Genomic DNA, 18,046 nt, shown 5'->3' on the forward strand with positions numbered 1-18,046 from the left:
CCCCACCCCGAGGGCCTGCCAGCGCCGCCGCTCGTCCGTCCCGGCGGTCTCGTCCGTCGGCTGGCCGGCGCTCATGGTGGTGCCCCCCGTCGTCAGCGGATCACGCATTCCCGTGGCGCTACCCCGGCCCCCGAGGGGCAAACCGTGACCGGGTACGGCTCACGCCATCTGGCGGGCGCACCAGCGCGGGCCGAAGTCCAGCCCCGCCATCGGCGAGTCCTCCCGGTGCAGGAGTTTCTTCTCGGTCAACATGCGCAGCGGGTCGTGGATCTCCTCCTCGCTGAGCCCCGACTCCTGCGCGATCATGTCGGGGTAGGGGACCTGCCCACGGGCCTCCAGCGCCGCCACCGCCCGGTACACCCGCTCCTCGGTGTCCGACAGACGCACCTGCTGCATGACTTCCTCCTCGGCGTGACCGCCCCCGGATGCGGGCGGAGCTGCGAGGCGCGGTTACCCGCCGGCCCGGCGTTGATGCCGCCGGACCGCCGGGTGCCGGATGCGCCGCCCCGTCGGTCGGCGGGCTGCGCACCCCGTTGACCGGGCCACCTACCGTCGGGCGCAGTTCCGCCTCGCCGCGAGACGGCAGACGTGTCGACCTGCCGCAAGGGGCCGGCTTCCCTGATCGAGGAGTCAATCCGTGACGTTGCTGCAGAAAGCGGCAAGAGTGATCAACCGCATCGCGCTTCCGCTGGTGTCGTCGCCCGCCTTCACTCGACTGACCGGGAACCGGATGACCGTCGTCACCTACACGGGGCGCCGGTCCGGTCGGAGCTTCTCGATTCCTGTGGCGTACCGGCGCGCCGGGGACCGCGTCAGCATCGACGTCATGCTCCCGGACCAGAAGAGCTGGTGGCGCAATTTCACGAAGGACGGGGGGCCGATCGCGGTGCGGATCGACGGGATCGACCGAGCCGGGCACGCCGTCGCGCTCAGGCAGGGGGAAAGGGTGCGGGTCGAGGTCGAACTACTCCCCCCACCCCAGCGATCACCCTCGGAATGAGCCGGAGACCTCCGGGCTGCCCCGCTCCGCCCCGGGCGACCGCCCGACCTCCGCCGGCGAGCGGCGGGAGCTCGGACGGCGGCGGCCGTACTAGGCTGCAACGGTGATCGACTGGGACCTCGTCGTCGTCGGTGGCGGCCCCGCCGGGCTCACCGCCGCCCACGTCGCCGCCACCGCCGGGCTGCGCACCCTGGTCGTCGAGCGCGCGGCGCACCCCCGGTACAAGACCTGCGGCGGCGGCTTGATCGGCACGTCCCTCGCGGCGGTCGCCGGCCGCGTCGACGTGCCCGCGCGCGACCGGGTGGACCGGGTGACGTTCACCCGCGACGGCCGGCGCGAATTCACCCGCCGGCACGCCGCCGGGCCGGTCCTGACGATGGTGCGCCGCGACGAGTTCGACGACCGGCTGCGCGCCGCCGCCGTCGCCGCCGGGGCCGAGCTGCGCGAGCGGGTCGCGGTCCGCGCCGTGGAGCAGGACCCCGACCGGGTACGCCTGCGGCTCGCCGACGGCGACGAGGTGCACGCGCGCACCGTGGTCGGCGCGGACGGCTCCTCCGGCGTGACCGCCCGGCACGTCGGCGTCCGCTACCGGCAGGTCGACCTCGGCCTGGAGGTGGAGCTGCCGGTGCCCGAGGCGCAGCAGCGCCGCTGGCGGGGCCGCCTGCTGCTGGACTGGGGCGCGATCCCCGGCTCGTACGCGTGGGTCTTCCCGAAGGGCGACCGGTTGACCGTCGGGGTGATCGCCGGCCGGGGCGCGGGGGAGCGGACCCGGGAGTACCTGCGCGACTTCGTCGACCGGCTCGGCCTGTCCGGCGTGACCCCCGAGCACGACTCCGGGCACCTGACCCGGTGCCGGGCCGACGACTCGCCCCTGCGCCACGGCCGGGTGCTGGTGGCCGGTGACGCGGCCGGCCTGCTGGAGCCGTGGAGCCGGGAGGGGATCAGCTACGCGCTGCGCTCCGGGGCGCTCGCCGGGGCGGCCGTCGTCGACGGCGACCTGGACGGCTACCACCGGGCGGTGGAGCGGGACCTCGGTGCGTCGATGCGCGCCGGGTACCGGCTGCTGGAGGTCTTCTCCCGCCGACCGGACGTCTTCCACGCCCTGCTGGCCACGCCGCCGGGCTGGCGGATGTTCGTCCGCTTCTGCCAGGGGCGGGCCAGCTTCGAGGAGACGCTGACCCGGGCGCCGGTGCGGGCGGCGCTGGCCGTGCTGGACCGCCTCCCGGCGGCCCGCCCCGTCGGCGCGCGGTGAGGCATCCTGGACCCGAGGAGGGCTGAGCCATGAGCGAGTCCGAGATTCCGTTCACCGACGAGGAACTGGCGTTCCTGCGGCACGTCCGCTTCGGCGAGCTGCCGCCGGCGGTGCGCCCCGAGGAGCGCACCGCCTCGACCGAGACCGACCCCCGCCGGGACCGGCCCGACCCGGCGACCAATCCGGACCAGTGGGCCCTGCGCCTCGGCCCGGGCAACGGCTGAGCCGGTCGGGCGCCCGGGAACTCCACCGGGACGCCCGCGCACCGGCCGCCGGGTCGGCGCGAAGTGCCGCACCCCCTGATGACCCGCCCGGGCCGTACGCCCGGCCCGGGCGGGGACGTCAGCGGGGCCAGGCGGCGAGGCGGGAGCGCAGCCGGGCGACCGCCGCCGGGGCCAGCCCGTACCGGGCGAAGCGGCGGTCGGGCAGCCGGTCCAGGTAGCGGCCGGCGGCCCCCACGTCCTCCGGGTCCAGCGCCGGGTCGAGCTGCCGGGCCAGGGCGAGCAGCTCCGCGACCGAGTAGTGTTCCAGCGCCGCCGCCACGTCGATGAAGTCCCGCACCTCCCGCCGGTTCACCAGCGCGGCCGTCTTGTTGGCCACCAGGTCGCGGACGTCCATCACCGGGCCGAGGTCCATCACCACCGGACTGCGGTGCCGGTCGAGCCGGGCCAGGCTCAGCCGGAGCTGCCGCTGTCCCCGGCTCACCACGAAGTCCTTCATGTCCTGGTCGAAACCGGCGAACAGCTCCGCCAGGTCGCTGTCCGGGTCCGCGTCGGTCACCTCGAAGCCGGCGCGCTCCAGCGCCGCACGCACCCCCGTCGCCGCCGCGGCGGCGGCCCCCTCGACGTCCGCGAACAGGTCCACGTCCTCCGTCGGGCGGGAGAACAGCCCGTGCGCGGCCCAGGCGACGCCCCCACCGAGGACGAACCGGTGCCGGCCGGCGACCGACAGGGCCACCCGGGCGACCTCGCGGTAGAACTCGTCCGGCGGCGCGGCGTCGCTCACGCCGTCGGCAGGGCCCGGTCGTCGCGCAGGACCCCGTGGCGGTGCTCCCACGCCTCGCGGACGCCCCGGGGGAGGTTGAGCAGGCACCAGACCTGGCGGAGCAGGTGGCCGTTGACCAGCTCGCGCAGGTCGTCGGCGCGGGTGGTCTCGCGCAGCACGTTCTCGTACATCCAGAGCAGGTCGTCCGGGTCGCCGAGGTCGAAGGTGCGGTCCGAGCTCCACATCAGGCGTACGGGCAGCTCGACCACGCCCCGCGTCGGGCCGGTCAGCTCGGCCAGGGTGGGGGTGACGACGGCGGGGCGGCCCGGGCGGGCCAGGAAGGCCACCGCGGTCGGGGTGGTCGCGAGTACGCCCTGCATGGTGTCAGGGTAACGCCTGGTCGGGGCTGTGCGGAGGACGCCGAGGACTTCCGGCCCTCCGTCGGGCGTTGCGTCCAACCCTGCGCCGTGTGTGAGGAAGGGGCCCTTCCTCTACCGGAACCGTTAAGAAGGGGCCCTTCCTTATGCTGGGGGCGTGAGTGAGTGGAGAGGGAGCCCCGGGGTGGTCGTCCTGCCCGGTGGGGCGTTGGTCCGGGGCCGCCGGGTCAGCGACGAGCCCGCCTCGCCCGCCGACTTCGCGCTGCTGTTGGCGCCCGGGCCCGCGCCCGCCTGGGCGTACCGGCGCGTGCGCTGGCCGGACTTCCTGCTGCCGCTGGACCGGGCGGACGCCCTCGACGCGCTGGGCGAGACGCTGCGCCGGGCGCACGCCGGCGAGCGGGTGGAGGTGGCCTGCGCGGGCGGGATCGGGCGGACCGGCACGGCGCTGGCCGCGCTCGCCGTGCTCGACGGGCTGCCGGCCGCCGACGCGGTCGCGTGGGTACGCGAGCACTACCACCCGCGCGCGGTGGAGACCCCGTGGCAGCGGCGGTGGGTGCGCCGGGTGGGCGGCTGAAACGACCGGGGCGGCCGGCCCCGGTGGGAGGGGAACCCCACCGGAGCCGGTGTGCCGCTCCCCGTCAGCGGCCGACGTACTCGCGCAGGTGGGTGGCGGTGAGGGTGTCGCCGCCCGCGACCAGCTCCGCCGGGGTGCCCGTGAAGACGATCCGGCCGCCGTCGTGGCCGGCTCCCGGGCCGAGGTCGATGATCCAGTCGGCGTGCGCCATCACCGCCTGGTGGTGCTCGATCACCACCACGGAGTTGCCCGCGTCGACCAGGCGGTCCAGCAGCGCCAGCAGCTTGTCCACGTCGGCCAGGTGCAGGCCGGTCGTGGGCTCGTCCAGCACGTAGGTGTGCGCCTTCTCGCCCATGTGGATGGCGAGCTTGAGCCGCTGCCGCTCGCCACCCGAGAGCGTGGTCAGCGGCTGGCCGAGGCTGAGGTAGCTCAGGCCCACGTCGGCCAGGCGGTCGAGCACCTTCCGGGCTGGGCCGCTGGGGAAGAAGTCCCGTGCCTCGGTCACCGACATCGCGAGGACCTCGCTGATGTTCCTGCCCCGCAGCGTGTAGGCGAGCACCTCGGGGGTGAAGCGGCGACCCTCGCACTCCTCGCACACCGTGGCGACCCCGGCCATCATCGCCAGGTCGGTGTAGACCACCCCGATGCCCTTGCAGGTCGGGCAGGCGCCCTCGGAGTTGGCGCTGAACAGGGCCGGCTTGACCTTGTTGGCCTTGGCGAAGGCGGACCGGACCGGGTCGAGCAGACCCGTGTACGTCGCCGGGTTGCTGCGCCGCGAGCCCCGGATCGGTGACTGGTCGACGATCACCACCCCCTCGCGGCGGGGGAGCGAGCCCTGGATCAGGGAACTCTTGCCCGAGCCGGCCACGCCGGTGACCACGGTGAGCACGCCGAGCGGCACGTCGACGTCGACGTCGCGCAGGTTGTGCAGGTCGGCGTTGCGGATGGGCAGGTGCCCGGTGGGCGTGCGGACCCGCTCGCGCAGCCGCGTCCGGTGATCGAGGTGCCGGCCGGTCAGGGAGTCGGAGCGGCGCAGCCCGGCGACGTCGCCGGTGTAGCAGACTTTGCCGCCAGACGGGCCGGCGCCCGGCCCGAGGTCGACCACGTGGTCGGCGATCACGATTGTCTCCGGCTTGTGCTCCACCACGAGGACCGTGTTGCCCTTGTCCCGCAGCCGCAGCAGCAGGTCGTTCATCCGGGCGATGTCGTGCGGGTGCAGCCCGACGGTCGGCTCGTCGAAGACGTACGTGACGTCGGTGAGGCTGGAGCCGAGGTGCCGGACCATCTTGACCCGCTGCGCCTCGCCGCCGGAGAGGGTGCCCGACTCGCGGTCGAGGCTGAGGTATCCGAGGCCGATCTCGACGAGCGAGTCCAGCAGGTGACGCAGGTTGCCCACCAGCGGGGCCACCGACGGGTCGTCGATGCCCCGGACGAACTCGGCCAGGTCGCTGATCTGCATGGCGCAGCAGTCGGCGATGTTGCGCCCGGCGACGCGGGACGCCAGGGCGGCCTGGTTGAGCCGGGCGCCGCCGCACTCGGCGCAGGTCCCGAACGTGACCGCCCGCTCGACGAACGCCTTGACGTGCGCCTGCGTCGGCTCCTTGTCCTTGCTCAGGAACAGCCGGCGGACCTTGGGCACCAGCCCCTCGTACGTGAGGTTGCTGGTGCCGATCTTCATCTTGGTGGCCGGCTTGTACAGCAGGTCCTGCCACTGCTCGGCGCTGAAGTCCTGGAGCTTGACGTCGGGGTCGAACAGGCCGGTGCCGACGATGGTCTGCCAGTACCAGGAGTCGACGGCGAAGTTCGGCACGAGGATCGCGCCGTCGTTGAGCGACCGCTCCACGTCGACGAGTTGGCCCACGTCGAGGTCGGAGACCCGGCCGAGGCCCTCGCAGGTGGGGCACATGCCCTCGGCGAGGTTGAAGCTGAACGCGCCGGCCGACCCGGCGTGCGGCTGGCCGAGGCGGCTGAACACGATGCGCAGCATGGCGTACGCGTCGGTGGCGGTGCCCACCGTGGACCGGGAGTTCGCTCCCATCCGCTCCTGGTCCACGACGATGGCCGCGCTGAGGTTGCGCAGCGAGTCGACGTCCGGCCGGGACAGGCTGGGCATGAACGACTGGAGGAAGGCGCTGTACGTCTCGTTGATCATCCGCTGCGACTCGGCGGCGATGGTGCCGAAGACGAGCGAGGACTTTCCGGAGCCGGAGACGCCGGTGAAGACGGTGAGCCGCCGCTTGGGTATGTCCACCGAGACGGACGCGAGGTTGTTCTCCCGGGCGCCGCGTACCTCGATCATGTCGTGGCTGTCGGCGATGTGGCGTGCTGGCTGCTGCATGCGGACCCTTCGTGCGATAGGTGGCGGGGAGGCCCCGCCCGGTCGGCGGCCTGGACGGCTGGCCGGTTCAATTGTCTCATTCCGTCCCTACTGGTGGGTTGAACCGACGCCCAGCGCTCAAAGCCCGCCCGGAAAGGCCGCAAAGTCTCAAACGGCGCGGAAGCGGTACGGTGCTGCCGTGACGACGGGTCGGCAGGGGCGGCTGCGGGCGGTCGACCTCGCGGCGACGGTGGGCATCTCCGTGCAGCAGGTCCGCAACTACGTGGACTGGGGGGTGCTACCGCCGGTCACGCGCACTCCCGCCGGGTACCGGGTCTTCACCGCCGAGCACGCCCGGGCCCTGGCCGTGGCGCGCCTGATGGCCGAGGGGCACGGCTGGGCGCGCACCCGGGAGGTGATGGCGGCGGTGCACCGGGACGACCCGGCGGCGGCGCTCGCCGCGGTCGACGCCGGCCACGCCGAGCTGGACCGGGAGCGCGCCGAGATCGGCCGGGTGGTCGGCGCGTTCGACACGGTGCTCGCCGCCCCGGCGCCGTCCGGGTCGACCCGGCGGCGCGACGCGCGAATCGGTGGCGTGGCCGCGCTCGTCGGCGTCCGCACCTCGCAGCTGCGCGTGTGGGAGGCCCGGGGGCTGCTGCGCCCGGCCCGCGAGCCGGGCACGAACTACCGGGTGTACGACGGGGCGGAGCTGCGGGCCGCGCAGGTGGTCGCCCTGCTGCGCCGGGGCGGTTACCCGTTCCCGATCGTCCGGGCGGTGCTCGACGAGCTGCGCGCCACCGGCAGCCCGCAACGGGTCCGCGCCGAGCTGGCCCGGCGCGAGCAGGACCTGCACCGGCGCAGCCTGCGCCGGCTGCGCGCCTCGGCGGCGCTGTACGACTACCTCGCGACCCGGACCGCCCCCGCGCCCGGTCGGCCGGTGCCCCGGCCCGGGAACACCGACGGCTAGGGTGCTGGGCATGAGAGCCCTGGTGCCGGCCGCCGTCGCCGCCGTCGTCCTCCTCGGCGCGGGGACGGCCGTTCCGGTCACCGCCGCCCCGGCCGGCCGCGCCGCGACGGCGGTGCCCTGCCCCAAGGCCCAGGCGCCGAAGGTGACCCGCTCGCCGCGACCCACACCCCCGCCGTCGGTGCCGAGCCAGCAGACCGTGGGCGGCGAGGCGCTGGCCACCGCCGGGCTCGTCGCGCCGGTGGGCGCGGCTGCCCCGCCGGCGGTCACCGCCACCTCCTGGCTGGTGGCCGACCTGGACACCGGCGCGGTGCTCGCCGGCTGCGGCCCGCACGAGTACGCCACCCCGGCCAGCGTGCAGAAGCTCCTGCTGACCGCGACCGCCCTGCCGAGGCTGGACCCGGGGCAGTCGGTGACGGTGACGCGCGAGGACCTGGACATCGCCCCCGGCAGCTCGGCCGTGGGCCTGCTGGAGGGCGGCCGGTACACCGTCGAGACGGTCTTCCTGGGGCTGCTGCTCCAGTCCGGCAACGAGGCGGCCAACGTGCTGGCCCGCCTCGTCGGCGGCCCCGACGGCGCGACCGGCGGGGTGCGGGCGATGAACGCCGAGGCCCGCCGCCTCGGCGCGCTCCAGACCCACGCGGTCACCCCGTCCGGGCTCGACGCCCCCGGCCAGTTCACCAGCGCGTACGACCTGGCGCTGATCGCCCGGGTCTGCTTCGCCGACCCGACGTTCCGCCGGTACGCGCTGACCGAGGCCACGCGGATTCCCGACCAGCCGGCGCTGCGCCGCAAGGGCTTCCAGATCCAGAACGAGAACCAGCTCGTCTACCGCTACCCGGGCGCGCTCGGCGGCAAGACCGGCTTCACCGACTACGCCCGGCACACCTACGTCGGGGCGGCGCAGCGCGACGGTCGCCGGCTCGTGGTCACCCTGCTCGGCGCGGAGCCCCGGCCGATGCGCGGCTGGGAACAGGGCGCCGCCCTGCTGGACTGGGGCTTCTCGCTGCCCCGGGACGCCTCGGTGGGCCGCCTCGTCGCGCCGGGGGAGGCGACCGCGAGCGGCGTACCGGGGACGACCGCGATCCCCACGCCGGGGCGGACGGCCACGAGCGGCGCGCCGGCGGCGTCGGCCGGGCCGGTCGCCGCGCCCGGGGCCGGCGCGGGGGCCGCCCGCCGTGCCGACCCGACGGGCCGGGCCGCGCCCTGGCCGCTCGTCGCGGCGGCGGTCACCGCCGTGGGCGCGGTCGGCCTGCTGGCGCTCCTGCTGCGCCGTCGCCGCCGACGCGCCTGACCCTGGGCGGTGCCCGGCCCGCCTGATCCCGCCCGGAGCGCCCCGCCCATCCGACTGGGCGGTGCCCGGCCGGGGCGGCGCGGGCGTGTCGCCGTCGACAGAGGAGCGCCGAATCCATAGACTGCGGCCTTTCTGTCAGTCGTGATCCAGGAGGACGCCACGTGTCGAGGTCACCCCGCCGGCAGCCCGTCCCGCCGTCCCCGCCGCGTTCCCACCGGGCGCGGGCGCTGTCCCGGCTCGCCGGGGCCGCGCTGCTCGCCGCCGCCCTGACCGGCGTCGGCGGCGTGCCCGCCGCAGCCGCCCCGGCCCCGGTGGGCGAGGCGCCGCCCCGGACGACGCCCGGCCCCTGCGCGTACACCGAAACCCCCGACGAGCCGGCCGCCCGGCCGGTGCCGCTGCCGCCCGACCCCCGGCGGACGCCGGAGCGCGGCACGGTCCGGGTCACCCTGCGCACCAACCACGGCCCGATCGGGCTGACCCTCGACCGCGCGCAGGCGCCGTGCACGGTGCAGAGCTTCCTGCACCTGACCCGGCAGCGCTTCTACGACCGCACGCCGTGCCACCGGCTGACCGCGTACCCGACGCTCAGCGTGCTCCAGTGCGGCGACCCGTCCGGCACGGGCTCGGGCGGGCCGGGCTACCGGTACGCCGACGAGCTGCCCACCGACCTGCCGCCCGCGCCGACGGACCCCACGGGCGTGCGCAGGCTCTACGCCCGGGGCGTGCTGGCGATGGCCAACGCCGGCCCGGACACCAACGGCAGCCAGTTCTTCCTGGTCTACGCCGACTCGGCGCTGCGCCCGAACTACACCGTCTTCGGCGAGGTGGACGCCCGCGGCCTGGCCACGCTCGACCGGATCGCCGCCGGCGGGATCGCGCCCACGGCCGAGGACCCGGCCCCGGTCGACGGCGCGCCCGCGCTGCCGGTGGAGATCTCCCGGGCCAAGCGCGGGCGGTGAGCCGGAGCCCCGGCCGCGCCGGGGCGAAGCCTGGTAGACAGGAGTGGTGAGACGGCGGCGGGGGCGGGCGGGCCGGGCGGGGCGGCCCGCCGCCCTCGCCGCCGCCGTGTCGTTCGTCGCGCTGCTGGCCGCCTGCCCCGACCCGCAGCGCCCGGCGTCGCCGCCGCCCCGCTCCGCCCCGCCGCCCGCGACGGCCCCGGCCCCGACCACCCCGGCGGCGTCGAGCCCGGCCACCCCGACGCCGCCCGCCTCGTCCGCCCCGCCGCCCGGGCGGTCGCGGGCCCCGGCCGGGTTCGTCGACGTCGCGGACGTGGATCCGACGATCGTCACCGACATCCGGTACGCCACCGCGCACAACTTCGTCGGCCGGCCGATCGCCGGCTACCAGCAGCCGTTGTGCCTGCTCACCCGGCCCGCCGCCGAGGCGCTGCGCCGCGTGCAGGAGGCGGCCCGCGCCACCGGCCACCGTCTCAAGGTGTACGACTGCTACCGCCCCCAGCCCGCCGTGGACGACTTCGTGGCCTGGGCGAAGCGCCCCGGGGAGGAGGGGATGAAGGCGGAGTTCTACCCCGCCGTGGCCAAGTCCCGGCTGTTCGACGAGGGATACCTCGGTGCTCCCACCGCGCACAGCCGGGGCAGCACCGTCGACCTGACCCTCGTCGCCGAGCCGCCGCCCAGCCAGCGCCCCTACGCCCCGGGCGAACGCCTGGTGCCCTGCACCGCCCCGGTGGACGAACGATTCCCGGACAACGGCGTCGACATGGGCACCGGCTTCGACTGCTTCGACCCGCGCGCCCACACGGCGGACAGCCGCGTCACCGGCGTCGCGCGGGACAACCGGGAGTTGCTGGAACGGCTGATGACCGCCGGCGGCTTCGCCAACTACCCCGAGGAGTGGTGGCACTACCGGTACGTCGACGAGCCGTACCCCGACACGTACTTCGACTTCCCGGTGGCCCGCTCGTCGCGGTGAGGCCCGGGGCCGTCGCCACGATCGCGATCGGCGCCTGACCTACGCGCCCCGCTCCCCGTGGGCGCGCAGGGGGAGCCAGGCCAGTACGTCCTGGATCTTCGCGTCCCAGTACGCCCAGTCGTGGTCGCCGGGGGAGAAGTCCACGGTCAGCGGCACGCCGCGCCGCCGCGCGGCCTCCACGAACCGGGTGTTGTCGTCGTACAGGAAGTCCTCCGTGCCGCAGGCGACGTAGAGGGCGGGCAGGTCGTCGCCGGCCCGCCCCACCAGCGCCACCGTGTCGTCGTCGCTGCCGACCACGTCGCGGTCGCCGAAGACGGTGTGCGACACGTTGCGGTCGAGCGGCCTGACCGGGTCGTCGCGCCGGCGGGCGACGTCGAGCGCCCCGGAGAGGCTGGCCGCCGCCGCGAACCGGCCGGGCTCGCGCAGCGCCCACTTCACCGCGCCGTACCCGCCCATCGACAGCCCGGCGACGAAGGTGTCCTCGCGGCGGTCGGAGAGCCGGAAGAACGACCGGCAGAGCGCGGGCAGCTCGACGCTGAGGAACGTCCAGTACCGGTTGCCGTGCTCCTCGTCGGTGTAGAAGCTCCGCCCGACCTGCGGCATCACCACGGCCAGCCCGAGCGGCGCGACGTACCGCTCCAACGAGGTGCGCCGGGTCCAGACGGTGGCGTCGTCGGAGAGGCCGTGCAGCAGGTAGAGCACGGGCGGGTCGCCGGCCGGCGCGCTGCCGGCCAGGCCGATGCCGGAACCGCCGGGGTCCGGCAGCAGCACGGTCATCGACGTGCCCATGCCCAGCGTCTCGGAGTGGAAGTCGCAGCGGATCATCGCCATGGGCTTGGATGGTACGACGTCGGCGGCGGCCGTCGCGCCGGGATCGGCGGCGGCGAAATCGCCCCTCGGAGGTCCACGAGGCTAGATCCGTCGTTAACGAGGCGGTAACGTCCGCGCTGCTGCATCCGTCACGAGGAAGTGGGGTCAGTGATGAGCGACGTGTCGACGGCGTTGGGTGTGCGCCTCTACCCGGACCTGGTCGAGCAGGGCGGGCTCGCCTCCGCGTTGGCGGCGACGGCGGCCCGCAACCAGCTCGACGTGGGCCGGCTGAGCGTGCCCGAGGGCGCCCGCGCCCGGTACACGCAGGCCGAGATGGCCTGCGACCGGGGCGCCGTCCACGTGCGACTCGGCTCGGACGCCCGCTACTTCATGATCAACCTTGCCGGGGACGGGCGGGTCGTGGCCCACGGCGACGCCTGCGACCTGCTGCCCGTCGCGCAGGTGGCGGACGCCTGGCGCGGCGGCGCGCCGCTGGAGGAGCTGGCGGCCCGCTTCGCCTTCCTCACCGTCAAGGGCAACTGACCTCACCCCGGAGCGCGACTGACCCTCCACCGCGGAGCGTGACCGACCCTCCACCCCGGAGCGGAAAACGGGGTGCGGGGCGCCCCCCGGCCCGGCACACTCGGGCGATGCTGCCGACCGATGATCCTGACGCCGTGCGGTACGCCCGGATGCGGTGGAACACCCCACTGTCCCAGGAGCACGCCGACCTGCTCCTCGACCGGCTCGCCGTCCCGGCGGGCGCCCGGGTGCTGGACCTCGGTTGCGGCTGGGGCGAGCTGCTCCTGCGGGCGGTCGCCGGCGGCACCTCCACCACCTCCCCGGTGGACCCCACGACCGGCGTCGGCGTCGACACCGACGCCGACGCCCTGGCGCGGGGCCGCAGGCTCGCCGCCGAACGGGGCCTCGACCAGCGGGTGACCTTCGTCGAGGGCGCGGCGGCCACCTGGTCGGAGCCGGCCGACCGGGTCCTGTGCCTCGGCGCGTCGCACGCCCTCGGCGGCACCGGCGCGGCCCTCGACGCGCTCGCCGGGCTCGTCCGGCCGGGCGGACGCCTGCTCCTCGGCGAGGGGTACTGGGAGCGTCCGCCCACCCCCGAGGCCGTCCGCGTCTTCGGCACCGGCGTCCTCGACCTGGCGGGCCTCGTCGAGCAGGTGCGGGCCTCGGGCTGGCGGGTCCTCTCCCTCACCACCACCGAGCAGCGCGAATGGGACGACTTCGAGTCCACGTGGCGGGCCGGTCGGCAGGAGTGGCTGCTGGCCCACCCGGACCATCCCCGGGCCGGCGAGGTGCGGGAGGAACTCGACGCCCGGCTGCGCGAGTACGTCGGCGTCTACCGGGGCGTCCTCGGGCTCGCCTACCTGGTGCTCGGCCGCTGACCGGGTCGTATGCCGGGCCGGGCGGCCCCCGCGCCACCGCGCCGAGCCGGGGTCGAGGCCGGCCACCGCCGCGACAGACGAAAGACGAAAGACGAAAGACGAACGAGGAGAACCACGATGGCCTTCACCCCGCTCCCGGGCACCCGGGCGCCCGTCCGGGTCTGGACCGACCCGTACGCCATCGAGCCGCAGGCCGCCCAGCAGTTGCGCAACATCGGCGCGCTGCCGTGGGTCGAGGGCGTCGCCGTCATGCCCGACGTCCACTTCGGAAAGGGCGCCACAGTCGGCTCCGTCATCGCGATGCGGCAGGCGGTCTCCCCGGCGGCCGTCGGCGTGGACATCGGCTGCGGCATGTCGGCGGTGCGCACCTCGCTCACCGCGGCCGACCTGCCCGACGACCTCGCCGGGCTGCGCTCCGCGATCGAGGCGGCGATCCCGGTCGGCTTCGCCAAGCGCGCCGACCCGATCGACCCGCGCCGGGTGCGGGGCCTGGAGCAGCGCGGCTGGGCCGACTTCTGGGACCGGTTCGGCACCCTGGACAGGCGGGTGGCCCAGCTCGAGACCCGGGCCCAGCAGCAGATGGGCACCCTCGGCGGCGGCAACCACTTCATCGAGGTCTGCCTGGAGCAGGACGGCCCCGACGCCGGCCGGGTCTGGCTGATGCTGCACTCCGGGTCGCGCAACATCGGCAAGGAGCTGGCGGAGCGGCACATCGGCGTCGCGCGGCGGCTGCCGCACAACGCCGACCTGCCCGACCGGGACCTCGCGGTCTTCCTCGCCGGCACGCCGGAGATGGAGGCGTACCGGCGGGACCTGTGGTGGGCGCAGGAGTACGCCCGCCGCAACCGGGCGGTCATGCTGGCCCTGCTCTGCGGCGTGGTCCGCGACGAGTTCCCGCACGTCGCCTTCGACGAGCCGATCAGCTGCCACCACAACTACGTGGCGGAGGAGACATACGACGGGGTGGACGTGCTGGTCACCCGCAAGGGCGCGATCCGGGCGGGCGCGGGGGACCTCGGCATCATCCCCGGCTCGATGGGCACCGGCTCCTACGTCGTGCGCGGCAGGGGCAACCCGGACGCGTACTGCTCGGCGTCGCACGGGGCCGGGCGGCGCATGTCGCGCGGGCAGGCGAAGCGGACGTACAGCACGGAGGACCTCGCCCGGCAGACCGCCGGGGTGGAGTGCCGCAAGGACGCCGGGGTGGTCGACGAGATCCCGGCCGCGTACAAGGACATCACGCAGGTGATGGCCCAGCAGGAGGACCTGGTCGAGGTGGTCGCCCACCTCAAGCAGGTGGTCTGCGTGAAGGGCTGAGCGCGGGCGGCCGGCGCCACGACGCCGGCCGCCCGCCCCGGTCTACGAGATCGGAGAGTCCAGGTTCGAATCCTGGTCGGGGTGGGCGCGACAGACGGCCACGACCCGCGCCGCCACCCCCGAGAGGCGGCGGTGACGCAGGTCGAGGACGTTGCCGGAGACGCCGACCTGATGGGCCACGAGCAGCCGCATGACCGCCAGCAGGCAGGCGAACCGGCCGGTCAGGTCGAACCGCCGCCCGTCGGGGTCGATCACGACGGCGGGGGCGACCCCGGCGGCGAGGTTCGTGCGCGCCCAGTCGACCTCGTACGACCGGCGGTCGGCGCCCACCTGCACGACGAGCTGCTTCGTGCGGTGCAGCAACGCGAGATAGTTCATCGGCACCGTCAACCTCTTGGCGGCGTCGAACGGAGCGCCGTCCTCGGGGAGGACCCGCAGGACGGTCTCCAGCACCGGCCCGTCGTACTGGAAGGTGTCCGTGCCCCGCAGCTCCAGCAACCGGCCTGGGACGAGCTGCCCACCGTGGCGCGCCCAGCGACGATCCACGCTGCCGAAGGCCGCCCTCGGGCCGGGCAGGCGGTCGACCAGCCAGCGGGCCCGCTCGTCGGGTAGCGGCTCGGGCGGCGGATGCCCGGCGGCGGCCCGCTCCACCAGGCCCCGCAGCCGCGCCGCCACAGCCGGATCGACGCGGCGCAGGTCGATCGTGTCGCCGTCCAGCGCGATGCGCCCCGTGGCCCGCGTCACCCTCATCTGCTCCAGGAGGAGATCCGGGCGCCCGGTCAGGTCGACGCGCCGACCGTCGAGGTCGACCAGTCGGCAGGTCCGGACGCCCGACAGCAGGGCGCTGCGCGGCCAGTCGACGACGAGCCCGTCGGCGACGTCGGGGTGGGCGACGGCGACGAGCCGCCCCGACGTGACGGCCGCCAGGCACAGCGACGGCACGCGCCACGTCGCCGTCGACTCGAACGGCTCGCCGCCGTCGGGGTGGACCCACAGCCTCAGCCGGACGCGTGGCTTGGGCTCGTCGGGGTCGGGTTCGCCGTAGCTCTGGTACGTCGCCTCCCAGTCCTGGCCGTACGCCACCAGCGTCGCCTCGCGCACCTGCGCCGTGGCCAGCCGGCCGCCCTGGACCGGGAGCCGGGCGGCGGGGGTCCACAGGACCAGGGTGTCGTCGTCCCACCCGTGCGTGCCGGACGCGCCGTCGCGGCCGGTGATGCCCGGGTGGTGCCGGCGGGTGAACAGGTAGGCCGCGACCGGGATGGCCAGGGTGAACACCACGCCGACGACGAGGAAGGCGAGCGGGACGTCGCCCTCGCCGCCGCTGACGCCGGCGGCCCCCGCGAGGAGGAGGACCGGCCCCGCCACCCCGCAGGCAGTGAAGATCAGGAGATTGCCGACGAACCGACGGGCGAAGCTCTCCACGGCCCCTCCTCCGTAGGCGTGCGTCCTTGATACCACCGCGCGGGCGTCGGTGTCGTCCGCGCGGCGCGTACCGGAACAGGAGGGGCCGTCCCCGGCAGCGCGCGGGGAGCGCGTGCACCGGGACCGGCCGTGGCCGGGCGGTCTCAGCCCAGGTGTACGGCGCCGCCGGCCGGGATGTCCTCCCGGCGCACCCTGACCAGCAGCAGGGTGGCCAGGCCGGCGAGCAGGATCAGCCCCGCGCCCCAGGCGAACGCGACCGTGTAGCCGTGCACCAGCGCCCTGACCTGGGTGGCGGGGCCGGGGGTCCGGGTGGCCAGGTACCCGGTGACCGCGCTGGTGTACATGGTGTTCAGCAGGGCGGTGCCGAGCGACGCGCCGACCTGCTGGGTGGCGTTGAGCGTGGCGCTGGCCGCGCCCGCGTCGTGCTCGGGCACCCCGACCAGGGCGAGGCTGGACACCGGCACGAAGGTGAACCCGAGGCCCATGCCGAGGACGACCTGGGCCGGGAGCAGGAGGGCCAGGAACGACGTGTCCACGTCGATCCGGGTGAGCCACAGCATCGCGGCGGCGGCCAGGACCGCGCCGGCCAGCATCAGCGGCTTCGCGCCGATGCGGGGGAGCAGGACGCTGGCCGCGCCGGCGGCGATCAGCACGCCGGCGGTGACGGGCAGGGAGGCCAGGCCCGCCTCCAGCGGGGTGTACCCGAGCACCACCTGGAAGTAGAAGGCGAGGAACAGGAACGCCCCGAGCAGCCCGGCGCCGACGAGCGTGGAGGCGATGTACGCGCCGCCCCGGTTGCGGTCGAGCAGGATGCGCATCGGCAGCAGCGGGTGGCTGGAGCGCCGCTCGATCACCACGAACACGGCGAGCAGGGCTAGGCCGGCGGCGATGAGTGCGAGGGTGCCGGGGTCGCCCCAGCCCTCCTCGGCGGCCCTGGTGAACCCGTAGACCAGGGCGACCAGGCCGGCGGTGACCACGACGGCGCCCGGCACGTCGTACCGGGTGTCGCCGTGGGCGCGGCTCTCGGGCACCAGCGGGACGGCGGCGACGAGCGCGACGAGCGCGACCGGGACGTTGACCAGCAGGCACCAGCGCCAGTTGGCGTACTCGGTGAGCACGCCGCCGAGGAGGAGGCCCACGGCCGCGCCGCCGCCGGAGATGGCGCCGTAGACCGCGAACGCTTTCGCCCGCTCCCTCGTCTCGGTGAACAGCACGGTGAGCAGGGCGAGCGCGGCGGGGGCGAGCAGCGCGCCGAAGGCGCCCTGGAGGGCGCGGGCGGCGAAGAGCAGCCCGCCGCCCTGGGCCAGGCCGCCGAGGGCGGAGGCGAGGGCGAAGCCGACCATGCCGACGAGGAAGGTCCGCTTGCGGCCCCAGTAGTCGGCGATCCGGCCGCCGAGCAGCAGCAGGCCGCCGAAGGCGAGGGTGTAGGCGGTGACGACCCACTGCCGGTCGGCGTCGGAGATGTGCAGGTCGAGCTGGGCGTTGGGTAGGGCGATGTTCACGATGGTCGCGTCGAGGACGACCATCAGCTGGGCGATCGCGATGATCGCCAGCGCGATCCAGCGTCGCGGGTGCGCCGGGTCGGCCGTCGCCTCCGGCGAGGCGGGCGCGCTGGACGTGGATCCGGGCATGGTGGAGCCTTCCGTGGAGGGTGTTGCCGCGTGGGGCGGACCGCCGCGCCAGGTGACGTGCTGGAGGAGGCGTTCGGCGCGTGCCGGGACGGCCGGGGCCGTCCGTACCGCCGGGACGGCCGGGGCCGTCCCGCTCCGGTGCCGGCTCGCCGCTGCCCCGCCCAGGAAAAGGTTTCGTACCGATGCTAGCGAAGGCTTCGCCCTGGTAGAGGCACGATGGGATCTGTATCGCAACGGCTTGCGAAACGGTGTCGTTTCCTACCCCGCGCCGGGGCGCGGGCGTCAGGCGCGGCGGGTCCGGGCCCCCTTGAGCCGGCGGCCCAGCTCCCGGGCGATCTCCCGGTTCGCGTCGCGCTCGGCGATGGCCTGCCGCTTGTCGTACGACCTGCGCCCCCGGGCCAGGGCCAGCTCGACCTTGGCCCAGCCGTTGTGGAAGTACAGCGACAGCGGCACCAGGGTCAGCCCGCCCTCGCGCACCCGGTCCAGGATGCGGTCGATCTCGACGCGGCGCAGCAGCAGCTTGCGGGTGCGGCGGGGCTGGTGGTTCGTCCAACTGCCGAAGCCGTACTCGGCGATGTGCAGGCCGTGCAGCATCAGCTCGCCGTCGTGCTCCTGGGCGAAGGCGTCGACCAGGGAGGCGTACCCGGCGCGCAGCGACTTCACCTCCGTGCCGGCGAGGACCAGCCCGGCCTCGTACGTCTTGAGGATGTCGTAGTCGTGGCGGGCCTTCTTGTTCGACGCGACGAGGGTGCGTCCGGTCTCCCTGGGCACG

19 protein-coding genes are annotated in these 18,046 nt (G+C 75.2%); 11 read left to right on the forward strand and 8 right to left on the reverse strand.

Annotation, left to right across the window (positions count from 1 at the left end):
* Window positions 1–159 precede the first annotated feature (159 nt).
* Window positions 160–396, reverse strand: a complete 237-nt coding sequence (locus LPU43_RS27335) for a hypothetical protein (protein WP_229403425.1) — start codon at window positions 394–396, stop codon at window positions 160–162.
* A 241-nt stretch (window positions 397–637) separates the two neighbouring features.
* On the opposite strand from LPU43_RS27335, the gene LPU43_RS27340 reads away from it, so the two are divergent.
* From LPU43_RS27340 to LPU43_RS27350, 3 genes are all read left to right on the forward strand, one after another.
* Window positions 638–1,000 carry a nitroreductase/quinone reductase family protein gene (locus tag LPU43_RS27340; RefSeq protein WP_229403426.1) on the forward strand — a complete coding sequence of 121 codons (363 nt, stop codon included), beginning with the start codon at window positions 638–640 and terminating at the stop codon, window positions 998–1,000.
* Between the two features lie 103 nt (window positions 1,001–1,103).
* Window positions 1,104–2,252 (forward strand): geranylgeranyl reductase family protein, encoded by a 1,149-nt coding sequence (locus LPU43_RS27345; RefSeq protein WP_229403427.1) that lies wholly within the window; start codon window positions 1,104–1,106, stop codon window positions 2,250–2,252.
* Between the two features lie 29 nt (window positions 2,253–2,281).
* Window positions 2,282–2,476 carry a hypothetical protein gene (locus LPU43_RS27350; protein ID WP_229403428.1) on the forward strand — a complete coding sequence of 65 codons (195 nt, stop codon included), beginning with the start codon at window positions 2,282–2,284 and terminating at the stop codon, window positions 2,474–2,476.
* 118 nt (window positions 2,477–2,594) lie between these two features.
* On the opposite strand, the gene LPU43_RS27355 is transcribed toward LPU43_RS27350, so the two are convergent.
* Both LPU43_RS27355 and LPU43_RS27360 read right to left on the reverse strand, forming a co-directional pair.
* Complete coding sequence (locus LPU43_RS27355; RefSeq protein WP_229403429.1) at window positions 2,595–3,257, reverse strand: nucleotidyl transferase AbiEii/AbiGii toxin family protein; 663 nt, start codon at window positions 3,255–3,257, stop codon at window positions 2,595–2,597.
* Window positions 3,254–3,616: a hypothetical protein gene (locus LPU43_RS27360; protein ID WP_229403430.1), complete on the reverse strand. Its 363-nt coding sequence runs from the start codon at window positions 3,614–3,616 to the stop codon at window positions 3,254–3,256. Before LPU43_RS27360 ends, LPU43_RS27355 begins: the two co-directional genes overlap by 4 nt.
* Before the next feature lie 154 nt (window positions 3,617–3,770).
* Between LPU43_RS27360 and LPU43_RS27365 the strand changes: the two genes are divergently transcribed.
* A complete protein-coding gene (locus tag LPU43_RS27365) occupies window positions 3,771–4,187 on the forward strand; it encodes a protein-tyrosine phosphatase family protein (protein ID WP_229403431.1) in 417 nt (138 codons plus the stop codon).
* A gap of 64 nt (window positions 4,188–4,251) precedes the next feature.
* Here LPU43_RS27365 and LPU43_RS27370 read toward each other — a convergent pair whose 3' ends face one another.
* On the reverse strand, window positions 4,252–6,525 hold the full coding sequence (locus LPU43_RS27370; protein WP_229403432.1) for an ATP-binding cassette domain-containing protein: 2,274 nt from the start codon (window positions 6,523–6,525) through the stop codon (window positions 4,252–4,254).
* A 178-nt stretch (window positions 6,526–6,703) separates the two neighbouring features.
* On the opposite strand from LPU43_RS27370, the gene LPU43_RS27375 reads away from it, so the two are divergent.
* The 4 genes from LPU43_RS27375 (at window position 6,704) to LPU43_RS27390 (ending at window position 10,694) form a co-directional block, all read left to right on the forward strand.
* Window positions 6,704–7,471 carry a MerR family transcriptional regulator gene (locus tag LPU43_RS27375; RefSeq protein ID WP_229403433.1) on the forward strand — a complete coding sequence of 256 codons (768 nt, stop codon included), beginning with the start codon at window positions 6,704–6,706 and terminating at the stop codon, window positions 7,469–7,471.
* A 10-nt stretch (window positions 7,472–7,481) separates the two neighbouring features.
* Window positions 7,482–8,762, forward strand: coding sequence for a D-alanyl-D-alanine carboxypeptidase family protein (locus LPU43_RS27380; RefSeq protein WP_229403434.1), 1,281 nt, complete (start codon window positions 7,482–7,484; stop codon window positions 8,760–8,762).
* Between the two features lie 161 nt (window positions 8,763–8,923).
* The gene (locus LPU43_RS27385; protein ID WP_229403435.1) at window positions 8,924–9,721 is read left to right on the forward strand and encodes a peptidylprolyl isomerase; all 798 of its coding nucleotides are present in this window, start codon (window positions 8,924–8,926) and stop codon (window positions 9,719–9,721) included.
* A 46-nt stretch (window positions 9,722–9,767) separates the two neighbouring features.
* Window positions 9,768–10,694 (forward strand): M15 family metallopeptidase, encoded by a 927-nt coding sequence (locus tag LPU43_RS27390; RefSeq protein ID WP_229403436.1) that lies wholly within the window; start codon window positions 9,768–9,770, stop codon window positions 10,692–10,694.
* A 39-nt stretch (window positions 10,695–10,733) separates the two neighbouring features.
* Here LPU43_RS27390 and LPU43_RS27395 read toward each other — a convergent pair whose 3' ends face one another.
* On the reverse strand, window positions 10,734–11,525 hold the full coding sequence (locus tag LPU43_RS27395; RefSeq protein WP_229403437.1) for an alpha/beta hydrolase: 792 nt from the start codon (window positions 11,523–11,525) through the stop codon (window positions 10,734–10,736).
* Window positions 11,526–11,675: 150 nt separating this feature from the next.
* Between LPU43_RS27395 and LPU43_RS27400 the strand changes: the two genes are divergently transcribed.
* The 3 genes from LPU43_RS27400 (at window position 11,676) to LPU43_RS27410 (ending at window position 14,221) form a co-directional block, all read left to right on the forward strand.
* Window positions 11,676–12,047: a hypothetical protein gene (locus LPU43_RS27400; RefSeq protein WP_229403438.1), complete on the forward strand. Its 372-nt coding sequence runs from the start codon at window positions 11,676–11,678 to the stop codon at window positions 12,045–12,047.
* 107 nt (window positions 12,048–12,154) lie between these two features.
* On the forward strand, window positions 12,155–12,904 hold the full coding sequence (locus LPU43_RS27405) for an SAM-dependent methyltransferase (protein WP_229403439.1): 750 nt from the start codon (window positions 12,155–12,157) through the stop codon (window positions 12,902–12,904).
* 117 nt (window positions 12,905–13,021) lie between these two features.
* Window positions 13,022–14,221: an RtcB family protein gene (locus LPU43_RS27410; RefSeq protein WP_229403440.1), complete on the forward strand. Its 1,200-nt coding sequence runs from the start codon at window positions 13,022–13,024 to the stop codon at window positions 14,219–14,221.
* 42 nt (window positions 14,222–14,263) lie between these two features.
* Here LPU43_RS27410 and LPU43_RS27415 read toward each other — a convergent pair whose 3' ends face one another.
* From LPU43_RS27415 to smpB, 3 genes are all read right to left on the reverse strand, one after another.
* The gene (locus LPU43_RS27415; protein ID WP_229403441.1) at window positions 14,264–15,643 is read right to left on the reverse strand and encodes a hypothetical protein; all 1,380 of its coding nucleotides are present in this window, start codon (window positions 15,641–15,643) and stop codon (window positions 14,264–14,266) included.
* A 143-nt stretch (window positions 15,644–15,786) separates the two neighbouring features.
* The gene (locus tag LPU43_RS27420; protein ID WP_229403442.1) at window positions 15,787–17,274 is read right to left on the reverse strand and encodes an MFS transporter; all 1,488 of its coding nucleotides are present in this window, start codon (window positions 17,272–17,274) and stop codon (window positions 15,787–15,789) included.
* Window positions 17,275–17,556: 282 nt separating this feature from the next.
* Entirely contained in the window at window positions 17,557–18,045 is a 489-nt protein-coding gene (smpB, locus tag LPU43_RS27425; RefSeq protein ID WP_229403443.1) for an SsrA-binding protein SmpB, read from the reverse strand.
* Window position 18,046 lies beyond the last annotated feature (1 nt).

Source organism: Micromonospora okii (genome assembly GCF_020884795.1).
Classification (GTDB): domain Bacteria; phylum Actinomycetota; class Actinomycetes; order Mycobacteriales; family Micromonosporaceae; genus Micromonospora; species Micromonospora okii.

Bases quoted from the DNA above. Each gene is read 5' to 3' on its own strand.
- LPU43_RS27335 (WP_229403425.1), bottom strand. From the start codon at position 396: ATGCAGCAGGTGCGTCTGTCGGACACCGAGGAGCGGGTGTACCGGGCG.
- LPU43_RS27350 (WP_229403428.1), top strand. From the start codon at position 2,282: ATGAGCGAGTCCGAGATTCCGTTCACCGACGAGGAACTGGCGTTCCTG.
- LPU43_RS27360 (WP_229403430.1), bottom strand. From the start codon at position 3,616: ATGCAGGGCGTACTCGCGACCACCCCGACCGCGGTGGCCTTCCTGGCC.
- LPU43_RS27370 (WP_229403432.1), bottom strand. From the start codon at position 6,525: ATGCAGCAGCCAGCACGCCACATCGCCGACAGCCACGACATGATCGAG.
- LPU43_RS27380 (WP_229403434.1), top strand. From the start codon at position 7,482: ATGAGAGCCCTGGTGCCGGCCGCCGTCGCCGCCGTCGTCCTCCTCGGC.
- LPU43_RS27395 (WP_229403437.1), bottom strand. From the start codon at position 11,525: ATGGCGATGATCCGCTGCGACTTCCACTCCGAGACGCTGGGCATGGGC.
- LPU43_RS27400 (WP_229403438.1), top strand. From the start codon at position 11,676: ATGAGCGACGTGTCGACGGCGTTGGGTGTGCGCCTCTACCCGGACCTG.
- LPU43_RS27405 (WP_229403439.1), top strand. From the start codon at position 12,155: ATGCTGCCGACCGATGATCCTGACGCCGTGCGGTACGCCCGGATGCGG.
- LPU43_RS27410 (WP_229403440.1), top strand. From the start codon at position 13,022: ATGGCCTTCACCCCGCTCCCGGGCACCCGGGCGCCCGTCCGGGTCTGG.
- LPU43_RS27420 (WP_229403442.1), bottom strand. From the start codon at position 17,274: ATGCCCGGATCCACGTCCAGCGCGCCCGCCTCGCCGGAGGCGACGGCC.